The organism is Bradyrhizobium sp. BRP56 (assembly GCF_020194035.1).
GTDB classification, from domain to species: Bacteria; Pseudomonadota; Alphaproteobacteria; order Rhizobiales; family Xanthobacteraceae; genus Bradyrhizobium; species Bradyrhizobium australafricanum.
This window is the reverse complement of the sequence record NZ_JADYVV010000077.1, coordinates 12,071-31,999: the sequence shown is the minus strand read 5'-3', so window position 1 is coordinate 31,999 and position 19,929 is coordinate 12,071. Positions and strand designations below refer to the sequence as shown.

At 59.5% G+C, this 19,929-nt stretch carries 16 protein-coding genes and 2 pseudogenes; 6 read left to right on the top strand and 12 right to left on the bottom strand.

Annotated features, from left to right (window positions below):
* Nucleotides 1–77: 77 nt before the first annotated feature.
* The 3 genes from I6F38_RS36615 to I6F38_RS36605 all read right to left on the bottom strand — a co-directional run bounded on the left by I6F38_RS36615 (nt 78) and on the right by I6F38_RS36605 (nt 2,114).
* Nucleotides 78–920, bottom strand: a complete 843-nt coding sequence (locus I6F38_RS36615; RefSeq protein WP_026192380.1) for an electron transfer flavoprotein subunit beta/FixA family protein — start codon at nt 918–920, stop codon at nt 78–80.
* A gap of 749 nt (nt 921–1,669) precedes the next feature.
* Nucleotides 1,670–1,846: a type II toxin-antitoxin system RelE/ParE family toxin gene (locus I6F38_RS36610; protein WP_016842027.1), complete on the bottom strand. Its 177-nt coding sequence runs from the start codon at nt 1,844–1,846 to the stop codon at nt 1,670–1,672.
* Nucleotides 1,836–2,114 carry a type II toxin-antitoxin system ParD family antitoxin gene (locus tag I6F38_RS36605; protein WP_075968511.1) on the bottom strand — a complete coding sequence of 93 codons (279 nt, stop codon included), beginning with the start codon at nt 2,112–2,114 and terminating at the stop codon, nt 1,836–1,838. The genes I6F38_RS36610 and I6F38_RS36605 overlap by 11 nt, the downstream gene beginning before the upstream one ends.
* 254 nt (nt 2,115–2,368) lie before the next feature.
* On the opposite strand from I6F38_RS36605, the gene I6F38_RS36600 reads away from it, so the two are divergent.
* The 3 genes and pseudogenes from I6F38_RS36600 (at nt 2,369) to I6F38_RS44110 (ending at nt 3,241) form a co-directional block, all read left to right on the top strand.
* A complete protein-coding gene (locus tag I6F38_RS36600) occupies nt 2,369–2,758 on the top strand; it encodes a hypothetical protein (RefSeq protein WP_225163822.1) in 390 nt (129 codons plus the stop codon).
* Nucleotides 2,743–2,847 (top strand): annotated as a pseudogene (locus tag I6F38_RS36595) (IS481 family transposase); the annotation flags it as partial. The gene I6F38_RS36600 and the pseudogene I6F38_RS36595, both read left to right, overlap by 16 nt.
* A 265-nt stretch (nt 2,848–3,112) precedes the next feature.
* Nucleotides 3,113–3,241, top strand: a complete 129-nt coding sequence (locus I6F38_RS44110; protein WP_256438835.1) for a hypothetical protein — start codon at nt 3,113–3,115, stop codon at nt 3,239–3,241.
* Nucleotides 3,242–3,289: 48 nt separating this feature from the next.
* On the opposite strand, the gene I6F38_RS36590 is transcribed toward I6F38_RS44110, so the two are convergent.
* Nucleotides 3,290–3,535, bottom strand: a complete 246-nt coding sequence (locus I6F38_RS36590) for a hypothetical protein (RefSeq protein WP_225163821.1) — start codon at nt 3,533–3,535, stop codon at nt 3,290–3,292.
* 149 nt (nt 3,536–3,684) lie between these two features.
* A complete protein-coding gene (locus tag I6F38_RS36585) occupies nt 3,685–3,846 on the bottom strand; it encodes a hypothetical protein (RefSeq protein WP_016842032.1) in 162 nt (53 codons plus the stop codon).
* A gap of 1,054 nt (nt 3,847–4,900) precedes the next feature.
* On the opposite strand from I6F38_RS36585, the gene I6F38_RS36580 reads away from it, so the two are divergent.
* Together I6F38_RS36580 and I6F38_RS36575 are read left to right on the top strand one after the other, a co-directional pair.
* Nucleotides 4,901–6,346: an IS4 family transposase gene (locus I6F38_RS36580; protein WP_038373858.1), complete on the top strand. Its 1,446-nt coding sequence runs from the start codon at nt 4,901–4,903 to the stop codon at nt 6,344–6,346.
* Nucleotides 6,347–6,632: 286 nt separating this feature from the next.
* The gene (locus I6F38_RS36575) at nt 6,633–8,543 is read left to right on the top strand and encodes an NEL-type E3 ubiquitin ligase domain-containing protein (protein ID WP_018270203.1); all 1,911 of its coding nucleotides are present in this window, start codon (nt 6,633–6,635) and stop codon (nt 8,541–8,543) included.
* Nucleotides 8,544–8,966: 423 nt separating this feature from the next.
* Here the strand turns inward: I6F38_RS36575 and I6F38_RS36570 are convergent.
* Nucleotides 8,967–9,102 (bottom strand): annotated as a pseudogene (locus I6F38_RS36570) (IS6 family transposase); the annotation flags it as partial.
* A gap of 2,338 nt (nt 9,103–11,440) precedes the next feature.
* On the opposite strand from I6F38_RS36570, the gene I6F38_RS36565 reads away from it, so the two are divergent.
* Complete coding sequence (locus I6F38_RS36565; protein WP_225163820.1) at nt 11,441–11,812, top strand: helix-turn-helix transcriptional regulator; 372 nt, start codon at nt 11,441–11,443, stop codon at nt 11,810–11,812.
* A 278-nt stretch (nt 11,813–12,090) separates the two neighbouring features.
* Here the strand turns inward: I6F38_RS36565 and I6F38_RS36560 are convergent, their stop codons facing one another.
* The 6 genes from I6F38_RS36560 to I6F38_RS36535 form a co-directional block, all read right to left on the bottom strand.
* Nucleotides 12,091–12,264 (bottom strand): TetR family transcriptional regulator, encoded by a 174-nt coding sequence (locus I6F38_RS36560; protein WP_225163819.1) that lies wholly within the window; start codon nt 12,262–12,264, stop codon nt 12,091–12,093.
* A gap of 450 nt (nt 12,265–12,714) precedes the next feature.
* Nucleotides 12,715–14,538, bottom strand: coding sequence for a nif-specific transcriptional activator NifA (nifA, locus tag I6F38_RS36555; RefSeq protein WP_225163818.1), 1,824 nt, complete (start codon nt 14,536–14,538; stop codon nt 12,715–12,717).
* Between the two features lie 185 nt (nt 14,539–14,723).
* A complete protein-coding gene (locus I6F38_RS36550) occupies nt 14,724–15,560 on the bottom strand; it encodes an SDR family oxidoreductase (protein WP_225163817.1) in 837 nt (278 codons plus the stop codon).
* 614 nt (nt 15,561–16,174) lie between these two features.
* On the bottom strand, nt 16,175–16,381 hold the full coding sequence (locus I6F38_RS36545) for a hypothetical protein (RefSeq protein WP_225163816.1): 207 nt from the start codon (nt 16,379–16,381) through the stop codon (nt 16,175–16,177).
* A complete protein-coding gene (locus I6F38_RS36540; RefSeq protein WP_276573532.1) occupies nt 16,378–17,490 on the bottom strand; it encodes a nodulation protein NodZ in 1,113 nt (370 codons plus the stop codon). Before I6F38_RS36540 ends, I6F38_RS36545 begins: the two co-directional genes overlap by 4 nt.
* Before the next feature lie 170 nt (nt 17,491–17,660).
* Nucleotides 17,661–19,688, bottom strand: coding sequence for a carbamoyltransferase (locus I6F38_RS36535; RefSeq protein WP_225163814.1), 2,028 nt, complete (start codon nt 19,686–19,688; stop codon nt 17,661–17,663).
* Nucleotides 19,689–19,929: the final 241 nt, after the last annotated feature.

Here is a 19,929-nt window from a genome sequence, read left to right as displayed (position 1 = left end):
ATGTCGATGTGACCGGATGAGAGGCAAACCTTGACGCGTTCAGGACCGTAACGCTTATCGTCGCCAAGACTCCCAGGTCAAGCATCGCGGGCTAGCGCCGCAAGATCAGTTTCGAGCTTCGGTTGATGCTTAAAAATAGCATCAATCAGCGCCTGCGCTGGTTGCTCGGCAGCCTCAACCAGCGCCGCTTTCTCAGCCCGTGCAGAGGGAGCGAAGACTCGCTTGACGACGGTCGGCGAGCCCTTAAGGCCGCATTTGGAGACGTCCTCGACGCCGGCATCGTGCGCGCTCCATTTCACGATTGGTGCACGCGCAGCACGCAAGGCATCGGCCATCGCGCCGCGCCGAATCTGGCAGGTCCCCTCCAGCATGGTGATGAGACAAGGCAGCCTCGTGTGCAGCACCTGGACACCACCTTCGGAGCGTCGCTCCGCTTCAATTGTACGGGCAGCGAGGTCGAGGGTTTTGACCTTGGCGACGTAGGTCAGCTGCAGCACACCCAGCCGTTTTGCGACGCCGGGACCAACCTGCGCGGTATCGCCGTCGATGGTCTGCTTGCCGGTAAAGATGAGGTCTGGCGGACCATATTCCTTGCCAATTTTTCGGATGGCGGTTGCCAGTGCATACGTTGTGGCCAAGGTGTCGGAGCCGGCAAAGCAGCGATCGGTGAGCAGTACGGCGCGATCGGCGCCGAAGGTCAGCGCTTTCCGCAAGGAATCTTCCGCCGATTGCGGCCCCATCGTCAGCACGGTTATTTCGCCGCCGAACCGCTCGCGCAGCTCGAGAGCGGCCTCGAGCGCGAAGAGGTCATATGGGTTAATGATCGTCGGCACACCCTGACGCATGATCGTATTGGTCACGGGGTGCACGCGGATCTGCGCAGAGTCCGGAACCTGTTTAATGCAGACGACAATGTGCACTGAGTTGCTCCAAAGGTTGCGGTAGCTGCGAAGAGAACAGCAAGTGTTGTACCACAGCGCCCGATTTTGGAATCTGTTAGCTGCCACAGAGGTTTAGATGGGTAGATCGCCCCTCCGGCCCGGTGTTCTGGACGAACGAATATCGACACCCGTCGGAACTGCGACAGCGCCATTCCGTTCCGTCCGACCACGGCGCGGAGCCGTGAGCTTGCAAGGCCCACATCGCGACTCCTGCGCAATTCAAGCTGCAGGTCCGGTCGCGCTCCGGAACGGCGCCAGTATCGACGAGATCAAGGCGGCCTGCTTCGCGCGACGGCATATTGCGGCATTCCTGCAGCTCTTGAGGGGTTCAAGGCAGCACAGGAGATCCTAAGGACCGAGCACAGCCAAACGAACGATGAGGTTGCTTATGCAGATCCCGATCGCGCCAACGGGAGCCACCTGCCTAACTGCTCCCCATGAGCCTCGATCTGCTGATTCAGGCGCCCCCACAGCCTTTGATGTTGGCGGGAGCCGCTCCCGGGAAAGACCATCAGCCCAAGCTTGGATCAGCCCTCAGTCGCTCTTGAGTGCCTGCCGAGATTCCATCGTAAAATCGTAAATGCGATTGTGGATGGCTGACAAAGCAAAGTCCTCGGTCGAAATCCTCCGGCGTGATATCGCGAGCACCATGCAGCACCCGATCTCGACACCGTTGGAAAATGCTTCGTAGAACAGTACGCAGTTGCCGACAGTAAAGCTCCGAATTTTCATCCCCAGCTCGGGCCGCTGGCGGCCCGCCGTGGATTCTTGGCAAGCATCTGAAAGGCATTGCCGATACGATCGAGCAAGCGATCCGCAGCCGCAGTGTTGTCCGATGCGATCAAGAGCCAGATCTCCTCCAGGTCGGTCTCGGCCTGGGGCCGCCTGGTGAGATTACCCGCCATGCTTCCCGGCTTTCAGCCGTTCGCGTCCGCGGGCCTTAATTTGTTCAACCAGTTCGCCGGGCTCAAACGGTTCTGCCGGACCGCTTTCCAAGCCTTCCTGGATAGCGGTACGCAATGCCTCAAGCTTCGCCTTGCGACGCTCCTCGCGTTCTTCAACAAGGCGCAGTCCCTCCCGCATTACCTCGCTAGCGGCTGCATAGCGTCCGCTATCGACGAGATCCTTGATAAAGCTCTCGTAGTGTTTGCCGACGGTATAACTCGTGGCCATAGGCACGCCTCCTCGCCTCATAATATATTACTTTATGCTCTAAATACCGCGCTTTGATCCGCCAGCAACGTGAGGTTGTGGAGGGACGGAGGCAAACGGTGGGTAGGTGACGAAATCTCTTGGCTCAGTCTATCTGAGGCGGTTTTGCTAGCGTCGACCAACTTCATGTGATTGAGCCATGAACTACGATCAAGAGGATCGCAAGCCGATCAGGAGAAAAACCATCAGGACGACAATGTGCGAAGCTTTAGGCCGTGGCCGGCGAAGTCCCACTTGGCGACGTGGTGGTCAAACTGGCTGGCGAATTGATCCCTAGCCAGGCTCAGAAAGCCCGCCCTCATTGGGAAGGTGCAATCTCAGAACGCACCAACGAGCATTCCGAACGGCCGGACCGACATGCGCAAATGTTGGCGCCAACTACAACGCTGGTCGGTCCTCGCTTCGATTTGGCCGTGGCTCTCGCACGCGCGAGTGGCGATGGCATGGCAGGGCGAAGCCTTACCATTAACGATCTGTGCAAGCTCCTACCGCAAGTCGATCCAAAGGACGTCGAGAAAGCCGCTTTCGATCTGGATGCCCTGGGTTTGACCAGCATTCAGCGGTCGTTCGGTGAGCACTGGTGGCTACGGTTATCCCCCATCTGACGCGGTCATCCTTGCACCGTCGCCTGCAGCGCCATGGAATCAGCCGCCCGCCCGAGGTCGTCGGTGCCAAGCCTGCCAAGCAGCCTTTCGAGGCCTAAGGGACGGGACCGTTGGGGAGACAGCACGGTCACGTTTCGGAGGAGCTGGCGCGCCGACCCTGAGCGTCGGCTCCTCTTTTGGACCTTGTGTGAGTTAGGCAACAGTCGTCCCTCGGCGTACCTGCTAAAGAAATGACGTTGGGAATTTCAGGGCCCTAGCGCTGGGAATGACAGGGCGCCGCCGGGACAAACCATTTCGGGCCCGGCGGCGTAATTTTTGAGATTTACCGCGCTGACGCGCGAGAGGCGTCTCGAGATGTCTGACGACAAGATTGCTGTAAAGACCGTGCTGCTCGCGCTGGCCATCGGCATTGCGGTATGGGCAACCACGGGAGCGCCCGAGCCGGGCACAAATTCGCCGTTGCACGTCGCCACCAGGCGATGAGGCCCTACGGGGCTTGGGAGGATTGGGCGCGGTCGCTTTAGGTCGGCGTCATTCGAGCGGTAGAGAAAGCGTCGGCAGCGGCCTATTGCCCTGCTCGCAACCTGTTCGCCCCTTGAGCAGTAGAACTGGCGTTGAGGCATCCGCGGCAGTCCGGCCCATGAAATGGGTCAGATTAACGCCCGATGACCATTCCACATAACCAACAGCCGAAAAGGCAACCGCTCCCACGATGAGAATACTGAGTACTGAAGCGGCGGCTGCCGACGCCAAGCTTTGGCTGCTGAAAAACGGCATCACGATTCTCCGACACCGAGCTGCCACCCGCTCGTGCATTAGGCCAACTCGCGATGATCGAGTGTGAACCGCCTCACATTTCACGGGCAGTTGATGCCGAGGTCGGACCGCCGAACCAGTTTAGGGCCGGCGGGCCAATTTTCGTTGATTCAGATCCTGGCCGCGGCCCAGTCGGGCAGACGATCCGGAAGCGGGCTGTCGAGCAGGCCGGCGACAAGCACGCCGAAGGCCGCTCCTTCGATGGCCTCTTCAGTGAACTCGACGTTTGCGTCCCATTCGAAATGGAGGACCGCTGAGGCCGTCGCCCGCATCGCCTCGATGGTCGTGGCGCGATTGTAACCATTCGCAGCTGATTCATGGCGTCCTCAAAGGCTTCTTCGGCCGCGGTATCGTCAACACCGATCTGGTAAAGCCGGAGAGTCTCCTCGCTGGCGGCATCGAGGAGGCACGATATTTCCACGAAGCTGCGTCCTTGCTCGATCAGTTCGGCTCGAGATGTTTGGGCAAGGGTGACGCCCGTCCGTGTTCTCCAGCGCCAAAAGCTTTTTCGAGCGGGAGCACCCAGGACCGTTCCCGGGGAAGCGTTCTGCCGTTAGCAGGCCTACATGCCGATCAGCTGACGGGTGTCGCTGCAGAACCTCGGGGTCACTCGTTTGCCACGGCCAGATACCGCTGAGCCCGTCATAAGCATTCGGATGAAGCTCTGCTTTCCAGCATGCCGTCGCCCACAATTAACTGTTTGAGCGGTTCTAGTCCGCGGCACGTTCGAGTGGAATCGCAGATGGAAGCATAGTGAATGCATATGGACGGCGACTGCGGACCAACGGAAGGCCGCGCAAGAAAGGAGTAAGGCGATGGATACGGCAGACAACGCCGACGCGGTGACCACTTGCGCATGTACTGTGATGCACCGAAGATCGATATCCCCGAGGCTTTCCACAAATGATGGTGGATGGCTTTCCACTGGCGGATAGGTTGGTCGCGGGGAGAATTCGCCATATTCCAGCTATCGGGGGGAGGCAGACCTGCTTGATCCCCTTCATGCCAAAACGGCGTCGGCAAATCTCGCACCCAGCTTTGAGTCCCACGACTCTGGGTCGACAAATTGTGTTGGGGGCCCGGGTCGATCCGCCGCAACCTGCCCCTTGCCCACTGCTCAGACCGTATTTGAAGTTGCTCCCGATTGGCGCGCGCTAGTCTTTGAACATGGCGGATAACCTGACGCTCGTCAGCTTATCGACAGCTGAGCTTCCTAGCGTACGCCTCCGTTGACGCTTTCAATTACCCACATCTCGCGCGTAGGATTTGCACCGGTTGAATCTTCTGTGATTCTGTTTGTGACGCCGATTCGCGGAGGCGTCACAGATGAGCAGAGACACGGGAGCTGGTGCTGCAGGCTGGCATGACGACGAAGTCGTTGCGGCAGGGCTGCCGGACAAGCGATTGGCGCGCCGATTTGGCCGCCTGCTTGATCAGATGTCGGCGGCACCCGGCCAACCGGTCCCGGCCGCGTGCGGCGACTGGGCGGCGACGAAGGCCGCCTATCGCTTCTTCGACAATCCGCGCGTGACCGAGCATGGGATGCTGGCCGGCCATTTTGCCGCGACCGCCAGGCGCTGCGCGGCGAACGACGGACCAATCCTCATTTTGCAGGATACAACCGAGTTCATCTACAGCCGTGCGCAGCCGGGTAAGATCGGCTTCACCAAGACCATCAACGCCGGACGCTATAAGGCGGGTCAGCCGAACGTGGTGACCTTGTGTGGGGTGCTGATGCATTCGAGCTTGGCTGTAACCCTCGGCGGCACGCCGCTTGGGCTGACGGCAGCGAAGTTCTGGACACGCACGAAGTTCAAGGGGACCTGGACGCTCAAGCGGCACGTGAACCCCACGCGCGTGCCGATCGAGACGAAGGAAAGCTATCGCTGGCTGGAGAACCTGCGCCAGTCGATGGCGCTCGTGGGCACGCCGGAGCGCTGCGTGCATGTGGCCGACCGCGAGAGCGATATCTACGAGCTTTTTTGCTTGGCGCAGGATCTCGGCACGCGCTTTCTGGTGCGAGTGCAGACCAATCGCTTGGCCGCCGCGCCCGCCGGCGCGGAGCCACGGGATAGAGCTCATCGGGTCTTCACCCAGCTCTCGGCGGCGCCTTGGGCGGGACGCCATTACGTCGCGATCGGACAGGATGAGACGGCGTGCGTGCACGTGAAGTTCGCCACCATCCAAACCTTGCCGCCCGTCGGCAAGCAGAAGCGATACAGTCCTCAGCTTCTCACCTACATCCAAGCCCTTGAGATCGACCCGCCGGCGGGCCGTCCGCCGATCGACTGGAAGCTGGTGACCAATCTGCCGGTCGGAGATTTCGCCATCGCCATCGAGAAGCTCGAATGGTACGCCTTGCGCTGGAAAGCAGAGGTGTTTCATAAGGTAATGAAGTCTGGCTGCCGCGCCGAAGAGGCGAGGCTTGAGACCGCCGAGCGGCTGGCCAAGTTCCTCGCCCTCATCGCGATGGTCAGCTGGCGTATCTTCTTCCTCACCATGTCCGCACGAGCAAAGCCCGAGGTTGCGCCGGAGACAGTTCTCACCACAACCGAAATTGCGACGCTTGATGCCATCGACGCGGCGCGGGCCAAGCCGCGCATCTTGCGCAAGACCCTCGCCACCTATTTGCTCCAGATCGCCATGCTCGGCGGCTACCTCGCTCGCAACCACGATCCGCCGCCAGGAAACATGGTTGTCTGGCGAGGACTAACACGCCTCCATGACATCGTCTTCGGCCTCTCAATCAGAACTCGTCGACAATGTGGGTAATTGAAAGCCGTTGACGGCCGCCTTGTTTGACGGAGGCAAGCGCTGCAGGTCCTAGGGGGCATCCTGGGAGAAGGGCTATGACGATTTCGCGGGCAGAGGTGATCACATCGGTCGAGCCTCGGTGGTCGCGAGATGAGAAGGAAAGCTAGTTGCAGCATCGCTCGAGCCGGGAGCGACTGTTTCCGAGGTGGCTCGCATGGCCGGCCTTCATGTGAGCTAGCTGTTCAGGTGGCGCAAAAAGCTTGAGCCGCCTAGTCGGCTGAGACAAGACATGCCATGGAGTTCGATGAATACAGAACGGGCCCAGCCTCGCGCCGGCATACCTTTCGAATCCGAAAGCACCGAGCCAACGTCTAGGGCCGCCGGGCAGTCCCCTTCGTGCCTGACCCAGTGGGCGTCAGCCCTGACGCGGTGGGCGACAGGAGCGGCCGCCGCCGACCTCGTCTCGTCGCAGGACCGCGTCCTGGCGACCTGGGCAGCGGAAGAGGGGCAGGGCGAAGACGAGAATCGGCAAGAGGGGGTCAACCGGACGAGGGCATGGCGGGACGAAGGTGATGTCGGAGACGAGCTGAATTTGTCGTCATTGTCCCTGACCGCCTTGCCAGCCTCACTCTTGCCCAGGCTCCGGACCCTCAATGTCATCGGCAACCAGTTGAGCAGCCTGCCGGCCCGGCTTCCGGGCGGACTCCGGGACCTCTACGCCTCTGACAACCGGCTGACCAGTCTGCCCGCCCTTCCGAGCAGGCTCCGGCACCTCCACCTCATGGCCAACGAGCTTTCCAGCCTGCCGGCAGAGCTGCCATTTAGGCTCCGCAGCTTGACTGTCGATAGCAACCAGCTGACCGATCTGCCCGCCCTTCCGGCAACGATCGAGGAGTTGTCTGCCAGCAATAACCAGCTGACCAGCCTGCCCGATCTTCCAGCCAGGCTCCGCCGCCTGGACGTCAGCGAAAATCAGCTGACCAGTCTGCCCGATCTTCCAGCAAGGCTGCGGTACCTGGACGCAGGCGACAACCAGCTGACAAGCTTGCCTGGCGTTCCGGCCAGACTTCGATACCTGGACGTCAGCGAAAATCAGCTGACCAATCTGCCAGAGACACTCCCGGTCGGCCTTGAAATGCTCGGCGCCAGCAACAATCAGCTCACCGGCCTGCCCGCGACCGTGCTGACGCAGCTCGGCAGCGCGTCCAGCATCGATGTGCGATCTAATCCGATACCGGGCCCAGTGCTGGCCGATTTGGCGTCAGCCACGCGCGGCCCGGATTATGCCGGCCCGCAGGTCTTGCTGTCGATGCCCCTACAACCGGTGGAACATCAGCCGCCACTCCTGCACGAGGTTGTTGCGGATTGGCTCGCGGACGAGCCCGGCGCAGTGGCCGCCTGGCAGGGCTTCGCCGAAGAGCCGGGTGCGCAGGACTTCGCACTCTTTCTCGAAAGGCTCGCGGGCACCGTGAACTATGGTCATCAGGCGTTCCGCGACCAGGTGGCCGAGAATCTGCTACAGGCCGCGATGAGGCCGCGGCTGCGCGAGCAGTATTTCGAGCTGGCCAGTGGAGCGACTGCGTCCTGCGAGGACCGCGTCACTTTGACTTGGAACGGTATGCAGACCGCACGCCTGAACGCTGATGTCAAGGATGGGCTTTATGACAGTCAGCTCGACCAACTGCTCCAACACGGCCGTGTCATGTTTCGTTTGGAGGCGCTTGACGATATCGCACGCGAGACGGTCCGCTCGCTCCGTCGTGCCGACCCGGACGCCAATATCGACGAGATCGAGGTCTATCTTGCCTATCAGACCCAGCTACGGGATCGGCTGGAATTGCGCCACATCGCCCCTGATATGCGCTTCTTGAATCTCTCTGACGTCACGGCGGACGACGTTGCCCGGGCTGAGACGTCGGTGCGGGAACAGGAAGCGGCGGGTTTCGCGGATTTTCTGGCAACGCGCTGGGAGCCTTGGGATACGGTGGTGAAGCGGATCGCCCCCGATGATCATGCCGCGATGCGGGACCGGCTTGCCGATGCAATGGAAGATGAGTTTCCGACGCGCTTGAACGAACGACTCGCGGAGCCTGGCCTGACGGATGATGTCGATGCCCGGCGGGTGGTCGGAGCCCAGATCCTCAGCGAAATCGCCTGCGAGATCAAGGGCGAGCTGATGCATAAGGTTCTCCGGGAGCAGGGCCTCGAGCTCTGATCGATGCGATAGCCGCTCCGATCCTGCAGTCTCGTTTGGTCGTTACGGGACGAGCGATTGTTCAGGTCGCATGGATGATGCAGTTGCCGTCTGATGACCACCTCCGACCACCTCGGCGTGTCGTTCGGTCGCCGGCCGTACCTGGGAAACCCGCGATTCTAAACTTGCAAGCGATGCCAGAGTTCAAGGTCATTGCTCGCCTGGATTACGACGAACAGACCACGTTCGTCCGTGCAAGGCTGTGTCAGGTCACGACTGGCATAGCCTGGGTTGAACTTGATCACGCGCAGGATACTTCGACAGCGCGGCCAATGCCGCTTCATGATTCGCTCGCGTCGTAGCCGATGTCGCTCTCCGCCACCGGATCAGACTCCATCCGGATCCCGCTTGTGACCGCGAGCGGAGCGCGCTGGTGGCAGCGCAGAACGCCTTGCCGAATCTCCGTTCCCATCGGCGCAAGATTTCATAGCTCACTCGACGCCCAGCGCCCCCTGCATTCGTCGACAATGCGCAAGCTCAAGGGAAACCGGAAATACAACCAAACGCTATATCCGATCATTTCCGGTAGGAAGTAATGGCGACGATAAACCAGGGCGCTCGCCGCAGAGCTACCGGGCCGGAAGGCTGCCACTGCTGACCATCCGATAGGGCGGCGCGCGGCTCACCTTCTGAATGTCGACGATCCAAAGTCACTTCGCGCTCTCGGCCCGACACCATGCCCGAGGGAAGCCGATGACGTAAGCGTGACGGAAGAGATCGGAGCCAACTTCGCCTCGCCCGAGCGCGAGCAGCTACGCTGCGGCTTCGTCAGCTTCTCGAAAGCTTGCTCTGGTAGGATGTCTGCTCAGGTGATCTTGGACGTGAGGCTGGGTGGACCCGCACAATCGTGACCCCATCCAATGTAACAGTTTGGTCGCAGCTGCAGCATGCCACTTCGGAAGAGCAGCGAGAGGGGCCGGCGAGGCAATAGACGTTTGAGCCGTCCTTGGCGACGGCGCTCCCAGCCAGTACCCGTACCTGTCCTCATCAGTCTGAAGAAGACCAGCGCCGCATTGATGACGCGACCGGTAATGCTATGGCTCGGAATCAAAGGTGCACATTAAAGCAGTACCACCCGAACTTCGCCGATTACGGGCATGTTCTCCGCTTTCGGCGTCAACCGTTTGATCTAAGCAAATCAGCAATCCTATCGCTCACGTCAACGAATTCTACTAATCGAACGATGAGGCGCCGTTGAGCAATCTTCGCGTTTGCTGCGAGCCAGCTACTCGCAGTGCGATTCCGCCCAGCCCCCCCCTCAGAGGACGACGAAAGTTTCTTTAAAATGATGACTCGTGCCGATAGACGCAGCGAGGCCGCCCTTGACCAGTATCACCCTGCTCTTCGCAGATTCTCCGAGGCACTTATTCTTGAGAGCCAGACGATATCTGGACTGGACCACGACGCGCGGATCAAGTCCGCTCGGAGGCTGTTCCCACGCGACAAGAATCTCATCTCCGCGTTAAATTTGTTTCGTGCTGCGGAGCTATGCGCAAAATTCGGTTCGTAATACGGAGCGTGCCTTGTCCGGGCGCTTCGAGCGGGCAGCTAAGCATTGCAGCCTTGGCGGAGTAATCTTCTATGGTGATTTGCCAGCTTCGGTTGGGTTAGGCGACACGGCACGTGATCACTTATGGCCATTCAAGAGCATGTCGCTCCGATGGAAACTCGCTATTTCCGTGGTGTTGGCAATTAACCCACCGTCCGAGCCAGCCCGGGGCAATCGGCTCGCTCTGTCCGAAATCAGATGACGGACGCTATTCAGGTACGGCGCATCGGCGCCCGACGAAGTGGATAAGCGTTTGGAGCGTCTAGCCGACATCCTCATTGACTGCATCGCCCACGGCAACTCGGTCAGCTTTCTGCCACCGCTAACTCGACGACGTGCGCTGGTGTACTGGCGTAGCGTCGCGGACGCGGTTATTTGCAATGGATGCGTGCTACTAGCTGCGGAAGATGGCGCAGTGGATTATTTTGCTGCTCGGGCAGCCGTTGGATGAAGTGTGCGAGCCAGGCGAACGACCGCCATAAACTTTCGTATCGTTACGTGACCCCCTTGAGGTGCCCAATTTTTACCAAGGTTCAATTGAGCCGCTGATCACGATCCTCTTAGCTGCATGTGCGGCTGGCCACAGCGACATCTCATTCGTCTTCGCCGGCTTCGTCAACTGATAGCGAATCGGGAGGTCGCAAATTCTATTTTTCGTCGGAATGACAGCATTTGCCGAGACGTGGATAGAGATACTGATGGAACCATTCGAGCTTGCGTGGTGCGAGTTCGAATACCAACGGGCTCTCAGATGCCTCGAAGCGAGGGAAAACAGGGCGAACGACGTCTGATCCATCATGCGGGAGGACCTGTGGCCAAACACTCTATGACAGCGCACGGCCACGCGCGCCACGAGCGGCGATACAGCGATCGAAAGCTCGCTCAAAGAATTAAAGAATTAGCCAGCACGGTCCTAATCAGAAGACCATCACCAAGCAGCGTAAAGGCGGCGTCGTGCACGATGCACCGACGGGTTGCAAGACCGTCCGCTCGATTGAGGAAGAGGCAATCGTCGTTGCCTTTCGCAAGAACACCTTGTGAGCTGCAAATTTATCGAGAATTTGGGCGCCCTTGCGCGATGAACACGGTACGCAATCATGTTGGAGCTCCGGTAGAAATACGGGAATGAAGCTGCGCCGGCGGTAAGCATGCTCACAAAATCCATGACAATTGAACTCGCGCTAGTTGTGGTTCGGTCGATATTCTGCCAAGGGTAACTGTCGGAGTGACGGATCCCTGACCTAGAAGGCAGGGGACCTCTCGATCGTAAGGACGGGTCGCCAGAATGAATAGATCAGCAGCAAAGAAGATGCAGCAGCGCAGTGCCGGCAAGCCTGACATTGAGTTGGGCAAGCGGATCCGCCTGCGGCGTGTGGAGCAGAAGATTTCGCAGGCCGAACTCGGCGATAAGCTCGGCGTCAGCTTCCAGCAGGTCCAGAAGTACGAGAAGGGCGTCAACCGTGTCGGCGCTGCCCGTCTTCAGCAGATCGCCACTACGCTCGACGTCCCCGTCACCTTCTTTTACGGCGGTGACAACAAGACGCGCGAGGTTGAGAGCCTCCTGTTCCTGGACAGCGCCTTCAGTCTGCGGTTGCTGCGCGCCTACAGTAAGATCAAGGATCAGACCGTCCAGCGTCAGCTGGTGTCGCTGATGGAGTCGATCGCCGCCGACGAGGATTGACCGGCACTCGACGTCAGATGGCGGCACATGGACGCGACCTCGTCTCAGGACCCACTCCCGCGGCGAGAGCGGTCGATTGACTTGTACACGCCTCACTTTCATCCGGTAATCTCAGGGTTACTCTCCTCGATCACGGCACCGCGTCCCCGGTGTCGACACGATTCTAGTTGACGGATCGAGCGACAATCTGATCTTCGAGCTCGCCAACTCCGCCATTGACATCTCCCTCATGGTGAGGAGCGCCGTCCTACGTGCGAAAGGCGAAGCCGCGCGGCTTGCTATGGACCCAGGGTGATCGCGGGAAACAGCGCCTCTTTGGTCGGGAAACGGGTATAGACCGTTGCCTTGCTAGCACGGCACGCGAACTCCCCGACGCTGACGCCGGCGAGTTCACGAGCCAGGAACAACTCGCGTGCCGCGGTCGAGATCCGCAGGTCCACTTCGGCGGCCAAGTCAGTCGGCGGCCGTCCCATACGCACCGCCTTTTGCGCCGCCCACCTTATGTTCGCTCCTCCATTCATCCACCCTAGGCTAGTTTGTCCATTCAATTAGTCTTCTGGGAAAGAGAAGGTGGCTTAGGCGCCATGATCCAGCGACAAACTGACGGGAAGAGCGGTGAACTTGTTCGAGGTCGGAGCTGTTGTCTGCCGCTGGTCGGCGACGCACGGCGTCCGTCAGGGGCGGCAAAATGGTTTCAGCCCGTAACATGCCGGCGGGTTCACCACCGCGCCGCTCAGTCCAGTTCTCGCTGCGCTCCAAGCGAAGTCGCCTTGCCAGGGCGGCAGACGGGCGGTTCCTCGCATGCGTGGTCAATCTGCCGCCGAGGCGGGCCGCCCTTTTTCAGATTTTGGTGGCATTGGATGCGCCCGCAAAAACCCATTGTCCTCTCATGGTCCACGCGTTCAGAACCGCTTGATCTCGATTCCGTACTTCCTCAGCGCGTAGCCAATCTGGCGAGGCGTTAGTCCGAGCAAGCGTGCAGCTTTTGCCTGTACCCAACCAGATTTTTCCATGGCTGCAATGACCCGCTCGCGATCGGCCATCTTCGCGCCACTTACGAGGACTGTGCCAGGGGGTGCCATTGAGGCCAGTTCGCTGCCGACAAGTGGGGCCGGCGCGGTCGCTTCAGACGGCAAACTGATCGGCTTGGCGGGCACTGGGACGACCGGTGCCGTTTTGACTGTCGCCTCCTCGGACGTACTTTTCCACAGCATCGCGGAAAGGCACTGGCCGTGGCAACATGCAAAATCATTTCTCACGATCGATGGCCCGGACGACAGGGTCGCTGTGCGCTCGATGCAGTTTTCGAGCTCGCGGACGTTGCCCGGAAAGCCGCAGTTCATCAGCACATCGATCGCGCTCGCCTCCAAGGTCAGCGTACGGCCGTTCACGCTATTGAAATTCCTCAGGAACTCACCGGCAAGCAGCGGAATATCGCTGCGTCTTTCGCGCAGCGGCGGCAGCAGCAAGGGAACAACGCTGATGCGATAGTAGAGGTCTGCGCGAAACTCGCTCCTTGCCACAGCCTCTTCAAGGTTCTTGTTGGTTGCGGCTATGACTCGAACATCGACCTTTATGGTCTGGTTGCTGCCGACCCGCTCGAACTCCTGCTCCTGCAGGACACGCAGCAACTTCGCCTGGAACGGGGCGGAAATCTCGCCGATCTCGTCAAGGAACAGTGTGCCTTTGTCAGCAAGCTCGAAGCGCCCCTTGCGCGAGCTGAAGGCGCCAGTAAAGGCACCTTTCTCATGACCGAACAATTCGGATTCCAGCACTGTCTCAGGTAGTGCCGCGCAATTCAGCTTAATGAAGGGCCGCTTGGCGCGGGACGATGATTCGTGAATAGCCTTGGCTACAAGTTCCTTTCCGGTACCGGATTCGCCGCGCAGCAGAACCGTGCTGTTCGATTTGGCCACGACCGCGATCTTTTCGAGCAAGCCGCGCAGCGCCGGACTGTCGCCGATGATCCCATGAACAGGTACCTTCTTACGCTCTCGTACAGGCTGCCTAAACTCGAATAATTGCTTTTGCAGACGGTCCTTCTCCACCATCAGCCGCTCGCGATCGCAGGCGAACAAGCGATGAAGCCTTACTGTCTGTCCCACCAGGTTGGCGATCATGGTGAGCAGCCGCGCATCATAATCGAGCCGGAGACTCGACCTTTCGTCACAGACACGGTCGAGCGTCAGTGTACCCACGACTTTCGGATCGATGCGGATCGGAACTCCGATGAACGACACCGGCATGTTATCCGAGGCACCGAGCACCTCAAGGTCAGCTGCGCTGAACGCCGGCTCCGCTGCCACGTTCTCGGCGACAAGAGGCCTGTCGGTCGCAACGATCTGGTCGATTGCCTTGCGTGGCAGCCGCATCCGGAAGCGGTCGTCGCTGCCTTCGCTCCAGCCAGCACCCACGGTAATGTCCGGCATCCCGTCATCGTCGAACAGTGAGACGATACCGTGTCGCATCTGCACAAACGATTGCAGAAGGCCTACGACGTTGGCCAGCGTGACCTCGAGCCGGCAGGGAGCGGTGAGTATTTTCGATATTTCGAAGATGCCGGTCAGCGCGCTCTCGCGCAGCGGCTCGCCCGAGAGCTCGCGCTCCGTCTCTGGATGAGAGGCAGGTATCTCGCGTGCGGAAGCGATATGCAGCATGAGGCGGTCTCCGTTATTTTGATCATCCTCCCTAGCATCTTGTTCGGATTTGCGAGCTTCGTTTTGCATGTCATGCTCGATCTAGCGTTACGAATTAACGAGATGACATGGAAGCGTAACACCTTTTCATGGCACGACGGTAACCTTACGGTGGCTTGATTTCATCTTTTTTCAGAATAGATGCGCGACGTCAGCGTAGAACACGAGCCCCAGCGCTGAGGCTTAAGTCAGCCGCGTTGCCAGGCTTGGTCGATTCACAGATGTTGCCCACCATTGATCGGCACCTCGGCCCCCGTAACATAGCTTGCGGCATCCGAGCATAGGAAGAAGATGACCTTGGCCACTTCGTCGGGTGTTCCCACTCTGCGCAACGGGATGTTTGGCACGAGACGCGCTTCCGTGTCGGGCGACAACATGTCCGTTCTGATCTCGCCTGGCGCGATCGCGTTCACACGAACGCCATAGGGCGCATAATCGTGGGCCATTTCGCGTGTGAGACTCGCAAGCGCAGCCTTCGACGTCGCGTAGGCGCTGCCGGCAAACGGGTGCACCCGCGAACCAGCGATCGACGTCACGTTGACAATCGATCCTGACGCGGCCCTTAGCTCGTCAAATAAACCCCTCGCCAGCAGGATCGGGGCCACGAGATTCAGATGGAACACTCTCATCCAGGTTTCAGTTGACGTCGTCAACGAGGTCAGCCGGTCACCATCAGACGTCTTCGGCGAGATGCCGGCGTTGTTCACTAATGCGTGCAAGGGTGCGCCCGCCAAGCGTTCCTTGACCTGCGCGATCAAGCGCGGCAGCATTTGATAATCGCTAAGGTCGACCTGGACATGATCCTCGCGCCCGGAGTCCCACGGGCACCGCGCGCCATCGAATGGCTGGCGCGCGCAAGAAATGATGCGCCAACCTGCCTCCGAAAACAGCTTGGCAGTGGCATGCCCGATTCCGCGCGATGCCCCAGTCAGCAACATCGCCTTCTGCTCTCCCTGATGGAGGCGGGCTTCATCGGCGCGAAAGGGACAGCCCAAATGTGCCTCGGGCAGCGGACCTGCGATCAGATCGTCATTTGGCAGATCGAGACCCACGCCCGCCTCCTCTCCTGTAGCGTCGCCGGAGAACGCGTAGCAGGATTTGGGCCACTCCGATGCACGCAAAGACGCTCCGGTTTTGCGTCCTAATGTCGCGCACGCCAAAAGCTTGGCGGATTCGCGACATGGTGCGTGTGCTTTGCAACATCGATGGTGCATCACCCACACAATGCCTGGAGCACACTCGGTCACTGCTACGACCAGACACCACACTGCGCTCTCGTGATCGAGATCCGAAGCAGCGAGCGGATAAGGAACGCTCCTCGTCGAGGCAACGATCGGTCACGATGGTGGAGACACCCAGTAACCGTGTCGGCACGAAACAAAACCTGACGCACCAACTTCATACGTTAGGTTTTCTCGCAACTGATACCGAGCTCATCGCAGCACATCGCTGCGCTGATTGGTTGCGCGATCACGAGCGGGCGCACTGAATGTCCAACTCAATGCTCGAACCCGAAGGGTCCGTCCGCGCGAGTGAGTGGCGGCCGCGGCAACGGAACTCACCGGCCCAACGTAACCTCCTTCGAAAACTTGATCCGCGACGAACCGCCGAGAAGCTTTCACTTGCGGGTCGTCGTGAGGCAAGGCCGAGGACGATGTCCATCTGGTCAGCGTGGTGGCGGTACGGTAACGCCGCTCTTGTCAAGATCGAGCTTCAGCGGACGGCATTCGGCCGCCGCAACTTGCTGTTCTCCAGGGCAAGGGTCCGTTGGAGCGTCGGTTTGGGCGATCAATTGTCGTCCGGAAACGTAGTGGCAGTGCTGCTCGATGCAAAAAGCGGCGATCAGATCGATGAGACGGGTTACGACTTTCATGAAGCCACGAGTTCTTTTGATGCTTCTTCAATCAAGATCAATCGGCTCGGATCGTTCAAATCGAATTCTATAACGCGCGGCGCAAAGAGGCGCGCATAGCGCGTGAAAGCGCTCGTCGGGGGGAAACGGATCACGGTATCGCATCGCGCAAGAAGATACATCTCGATGAGAGCGGAAAAGCCGCCCTCAGCTCCGAGCGCCGCGCTGTGCAACGGCCCGGCCTGAGCTGCCTGGAAGCGCTTTGGGATGGTGAAAACATCAGGAAACATAGCTGACACCCTCTCAAGGACGTGCGCGCTGTCTGTGCACAGGAACGCCCTGACCGGTTTTGCATGCGGTAACGCCTTGGCCTTGTCGATGGCGTTACAGACCTGTTGCAAAGCCCGCTCGGGATCAGCCCAGTAGGGCGCATGCCCCATAACATCCTCTCCGTTGCCGTGCCGAACATGAATGCCGATCACGCTGAACGACGCAAGGTGCTCACGGAAGATGGCATCAATCCGTGCCTGCACTTCGGATCGCGGCTTGATGCTCCGAAAGATCTCTCGTTCAGCCTCCTCATCGCAGCGCCACATCAGGCAGGCGTCACACACAACTGTATTTGCATCGCTATCTTGCCCGCTTTGGAACAGCTGATCGAGTTCATCGCGTTCCCGGAAAATCTGCTCATCCGGGCGATAGGCGCAATCAATAGCTGGACTATTCCACCATGCCGGGAAAAATGGTCCAGGAAATGAGTGCTGGTTGATCCGGTCGTCGCAGATCACCTGTACGCCGGCAATATCTTGAACCGGTTCGAAGAAGACGGGAAAGGCGTTGGTGAATGGTTGATCGAGATAACAGGACCCCCGCCAATCGATGACCAGCTTCCGTCCGGTCCGCTCGGCAAAACGCCACGCTGCAGCCAGCGACCACAGGCAGTCGCCCAAGCCCGTACGTCGTCGGGAAACAACGAACTGATCATTTTTCGAACCGCCAGGCATCTGCATTGCCTCCTTCCGGACTCCTGGTTGAACAAGAGACGTCATTGGAGACACCTCACATATGGTCTTGGCCGATGTTATGGTCGGCGCTTGTGCTGCTCGCGCGTTGCGTCGGTAGAACTTCATAGCAGCGCTATCCTCGTAGTGGGTTCTCTCAACGCCTCCCTCTTTTCTTCCACTAGAGTTGTTGCGCTGATATACCCGATTTCAACTGGATGCCTATTGGTGCCCTATTCCACCTCGGCCTAGCCTCCTGTACATGGAGGCGCAGTCTTGGTCTTACATATGATCGCCGGTTATGCTTCGCCCAGCGCTTTAATGCGGACGCAAGCGGCGCGTGGCGGATGCAGCCGAACGCCCCGCTGTTCCCACAAGAGCCGAAGTTCCTTGACGAGATCTTCGCGCCGGGGCTGGTCCAACATAGTTGTGTCGAGAAGCCAGCCGAGCGAGGCCTCCCCCTCGATCCGCATCAGCAGGTCGAAGAGCTCATGCGAGATACGCATGCTCTCGCGCCCCGAATGTCCCATACGGATCTCGGAAACCGTTTCCTGACGATCTTCCGCTGTGTAAGAGCGAATACGATGAAGGGATGCATACGGAGGCAATGAAACGCCCAGTGTACACCAATCCGGCAGTGTTGCCGGCCGCTTCTCGACGAGGAATGGCCCAACTACAAGTCCGTCCAGGTCGGTCGTCAAGAAGGTGACGATGGCGTCTGAAACGGAATCGACGATCGGCTCGGCATTGTTGTTAAAGGACGTGTTTAGAAGAACCGGGATGCCGGTTCGCTTCTTGAATGCATTAATGACATCCCAATAGGCAGGATTTGTGTTGCGCGAGACCGTTTGCAGCCGAGCAGTTCCATCAACGTGCGTGACCGCACCAAGCACGCTATGGTTGGCCGGCCGCACACGAACCACGAAGTTCATGAAGGGAAACTCCCGCTTGCCGCCTGGGAGCTCAAAGAACTCGCTTGCATCCTCCTCCAGCACCGACGGCGCAAACGGACGATAGCCCTCGCGCTTTTTGACCATCGCGTTTATCCGGTTCTTGTTTTCCGCTGGCCGCGGGTCGGCGAGAATGCTGCGGTTGCCAAGCGCACGTGGCCCGAACTCAGAACGGCCCTGAACCCAGCCGATGACAGCGCCATTTGCCATCCAGTCCGCTGCACTCGCTGCGATGTCATCACTACGTTGAAAATCGAGGTGGCTGGACCATGCATTGAGCTCGTGTTCTATGGCTTGCTCGGTCCCGAGATCGGGTCCCCAATAGACGTCCGACAATCGCTCGCGCGGCGCGGGCCGGCCCAGCTCGTTTGACATCATCAATGCAGCGCCGAGTGCGCAACCGGCGTCATGCGCCGCGGGCTGGACGAAGATGTCGTCGAAAAGGCCGGAATAGAGCAGCTTACCGTTCATCGTGCAATTGTGGGCTACGCCTCCCGCCAGGCACAAGCGCTTCATGCCCGTCGCTTCGCGATGATGCCGCAGGATATGAAAGATGATCCGCTCCAGCGCTTCCTGCAGCGAAGCGCTGACGTCTCGATGCTGCTGTGTGAATGCCATTCCCTTTCGCCGGACCTGGATGCTGCGGATCAAGGCCGGGCCGATTCGATCCAGATGGACCCGATAACCGCCATTGTCCAACAATTCATAGAACTGCGCGAAGAGCTCGCGATAGGGCGCAGGGTCCCCATAAGGGGCAAGCCCCATCACTTTGTGCTCGTCGAACAACCCGTAGCCGAGATAACGGATCGCCTCGAGATAGAACAGCCCCAGAGAGTTATGTTCTGGAAAGCTTGCGAGTTGCGACATTTCGGTGCCAGACCCTACTGCCAGCAGACCTGAGAGAAAGTCTCCGCCGCCGTCGACCGTAAAGATCAGGCTTTGCTCGAATCCAGACATGGCAAATGCGCTCGCGGCATGCGCTTCATGGTGATTTACGAAGAACACGCGCGACGCATCGACTTCGGTGCGGAACTCCCGCGCCAGCAGCTGACGTAGCAACAGTTTGGCGTCTAACGGCACGGCCTGAGAAAGAAATAGCCGCTCCAGCATGGTATTGCAGTAGGATTCAGTCGCGTAGAACGCGATGCGGTCGATCTCGCCAAGCTCCACTCCTGCAGCTGAAAGGCAGTATCGGATCGAGTTGCTTGGCAACTTGTTGGAGTGCTTGACTCGATTGAGGCGCTCTTCTTCGACAGCAGCAAGCACGCGGCCATCCCGCACGAGCACTGCAGCGCCATCGTGCAGAAATGTATTGGGCAGCTCGGCCGAGTTTTGATAGATTCTGTCCAGACCGCCACTCACTCCGAGACACAACATCTCGCTCTCCATTTGGTCATGACAGGAAGGCGAACCGCCCTCCCCAACTAGTTCGTCTGTACTGTCACGCTCCCTCGGCCACGCGGGCCAGGAAGCACAACCAATGCTTTGCGAAGTCCGGCCCGGCGCCGAGCCGGCTCAGCCTATTTGGGTGCTGGGCGTTCCCGCACCGTCCGACCGATCCGGCGCCGTGCGCCCGGCTTGTTATAAAGCCATTGCGACTGCCCCTGTCGCAGCTCAC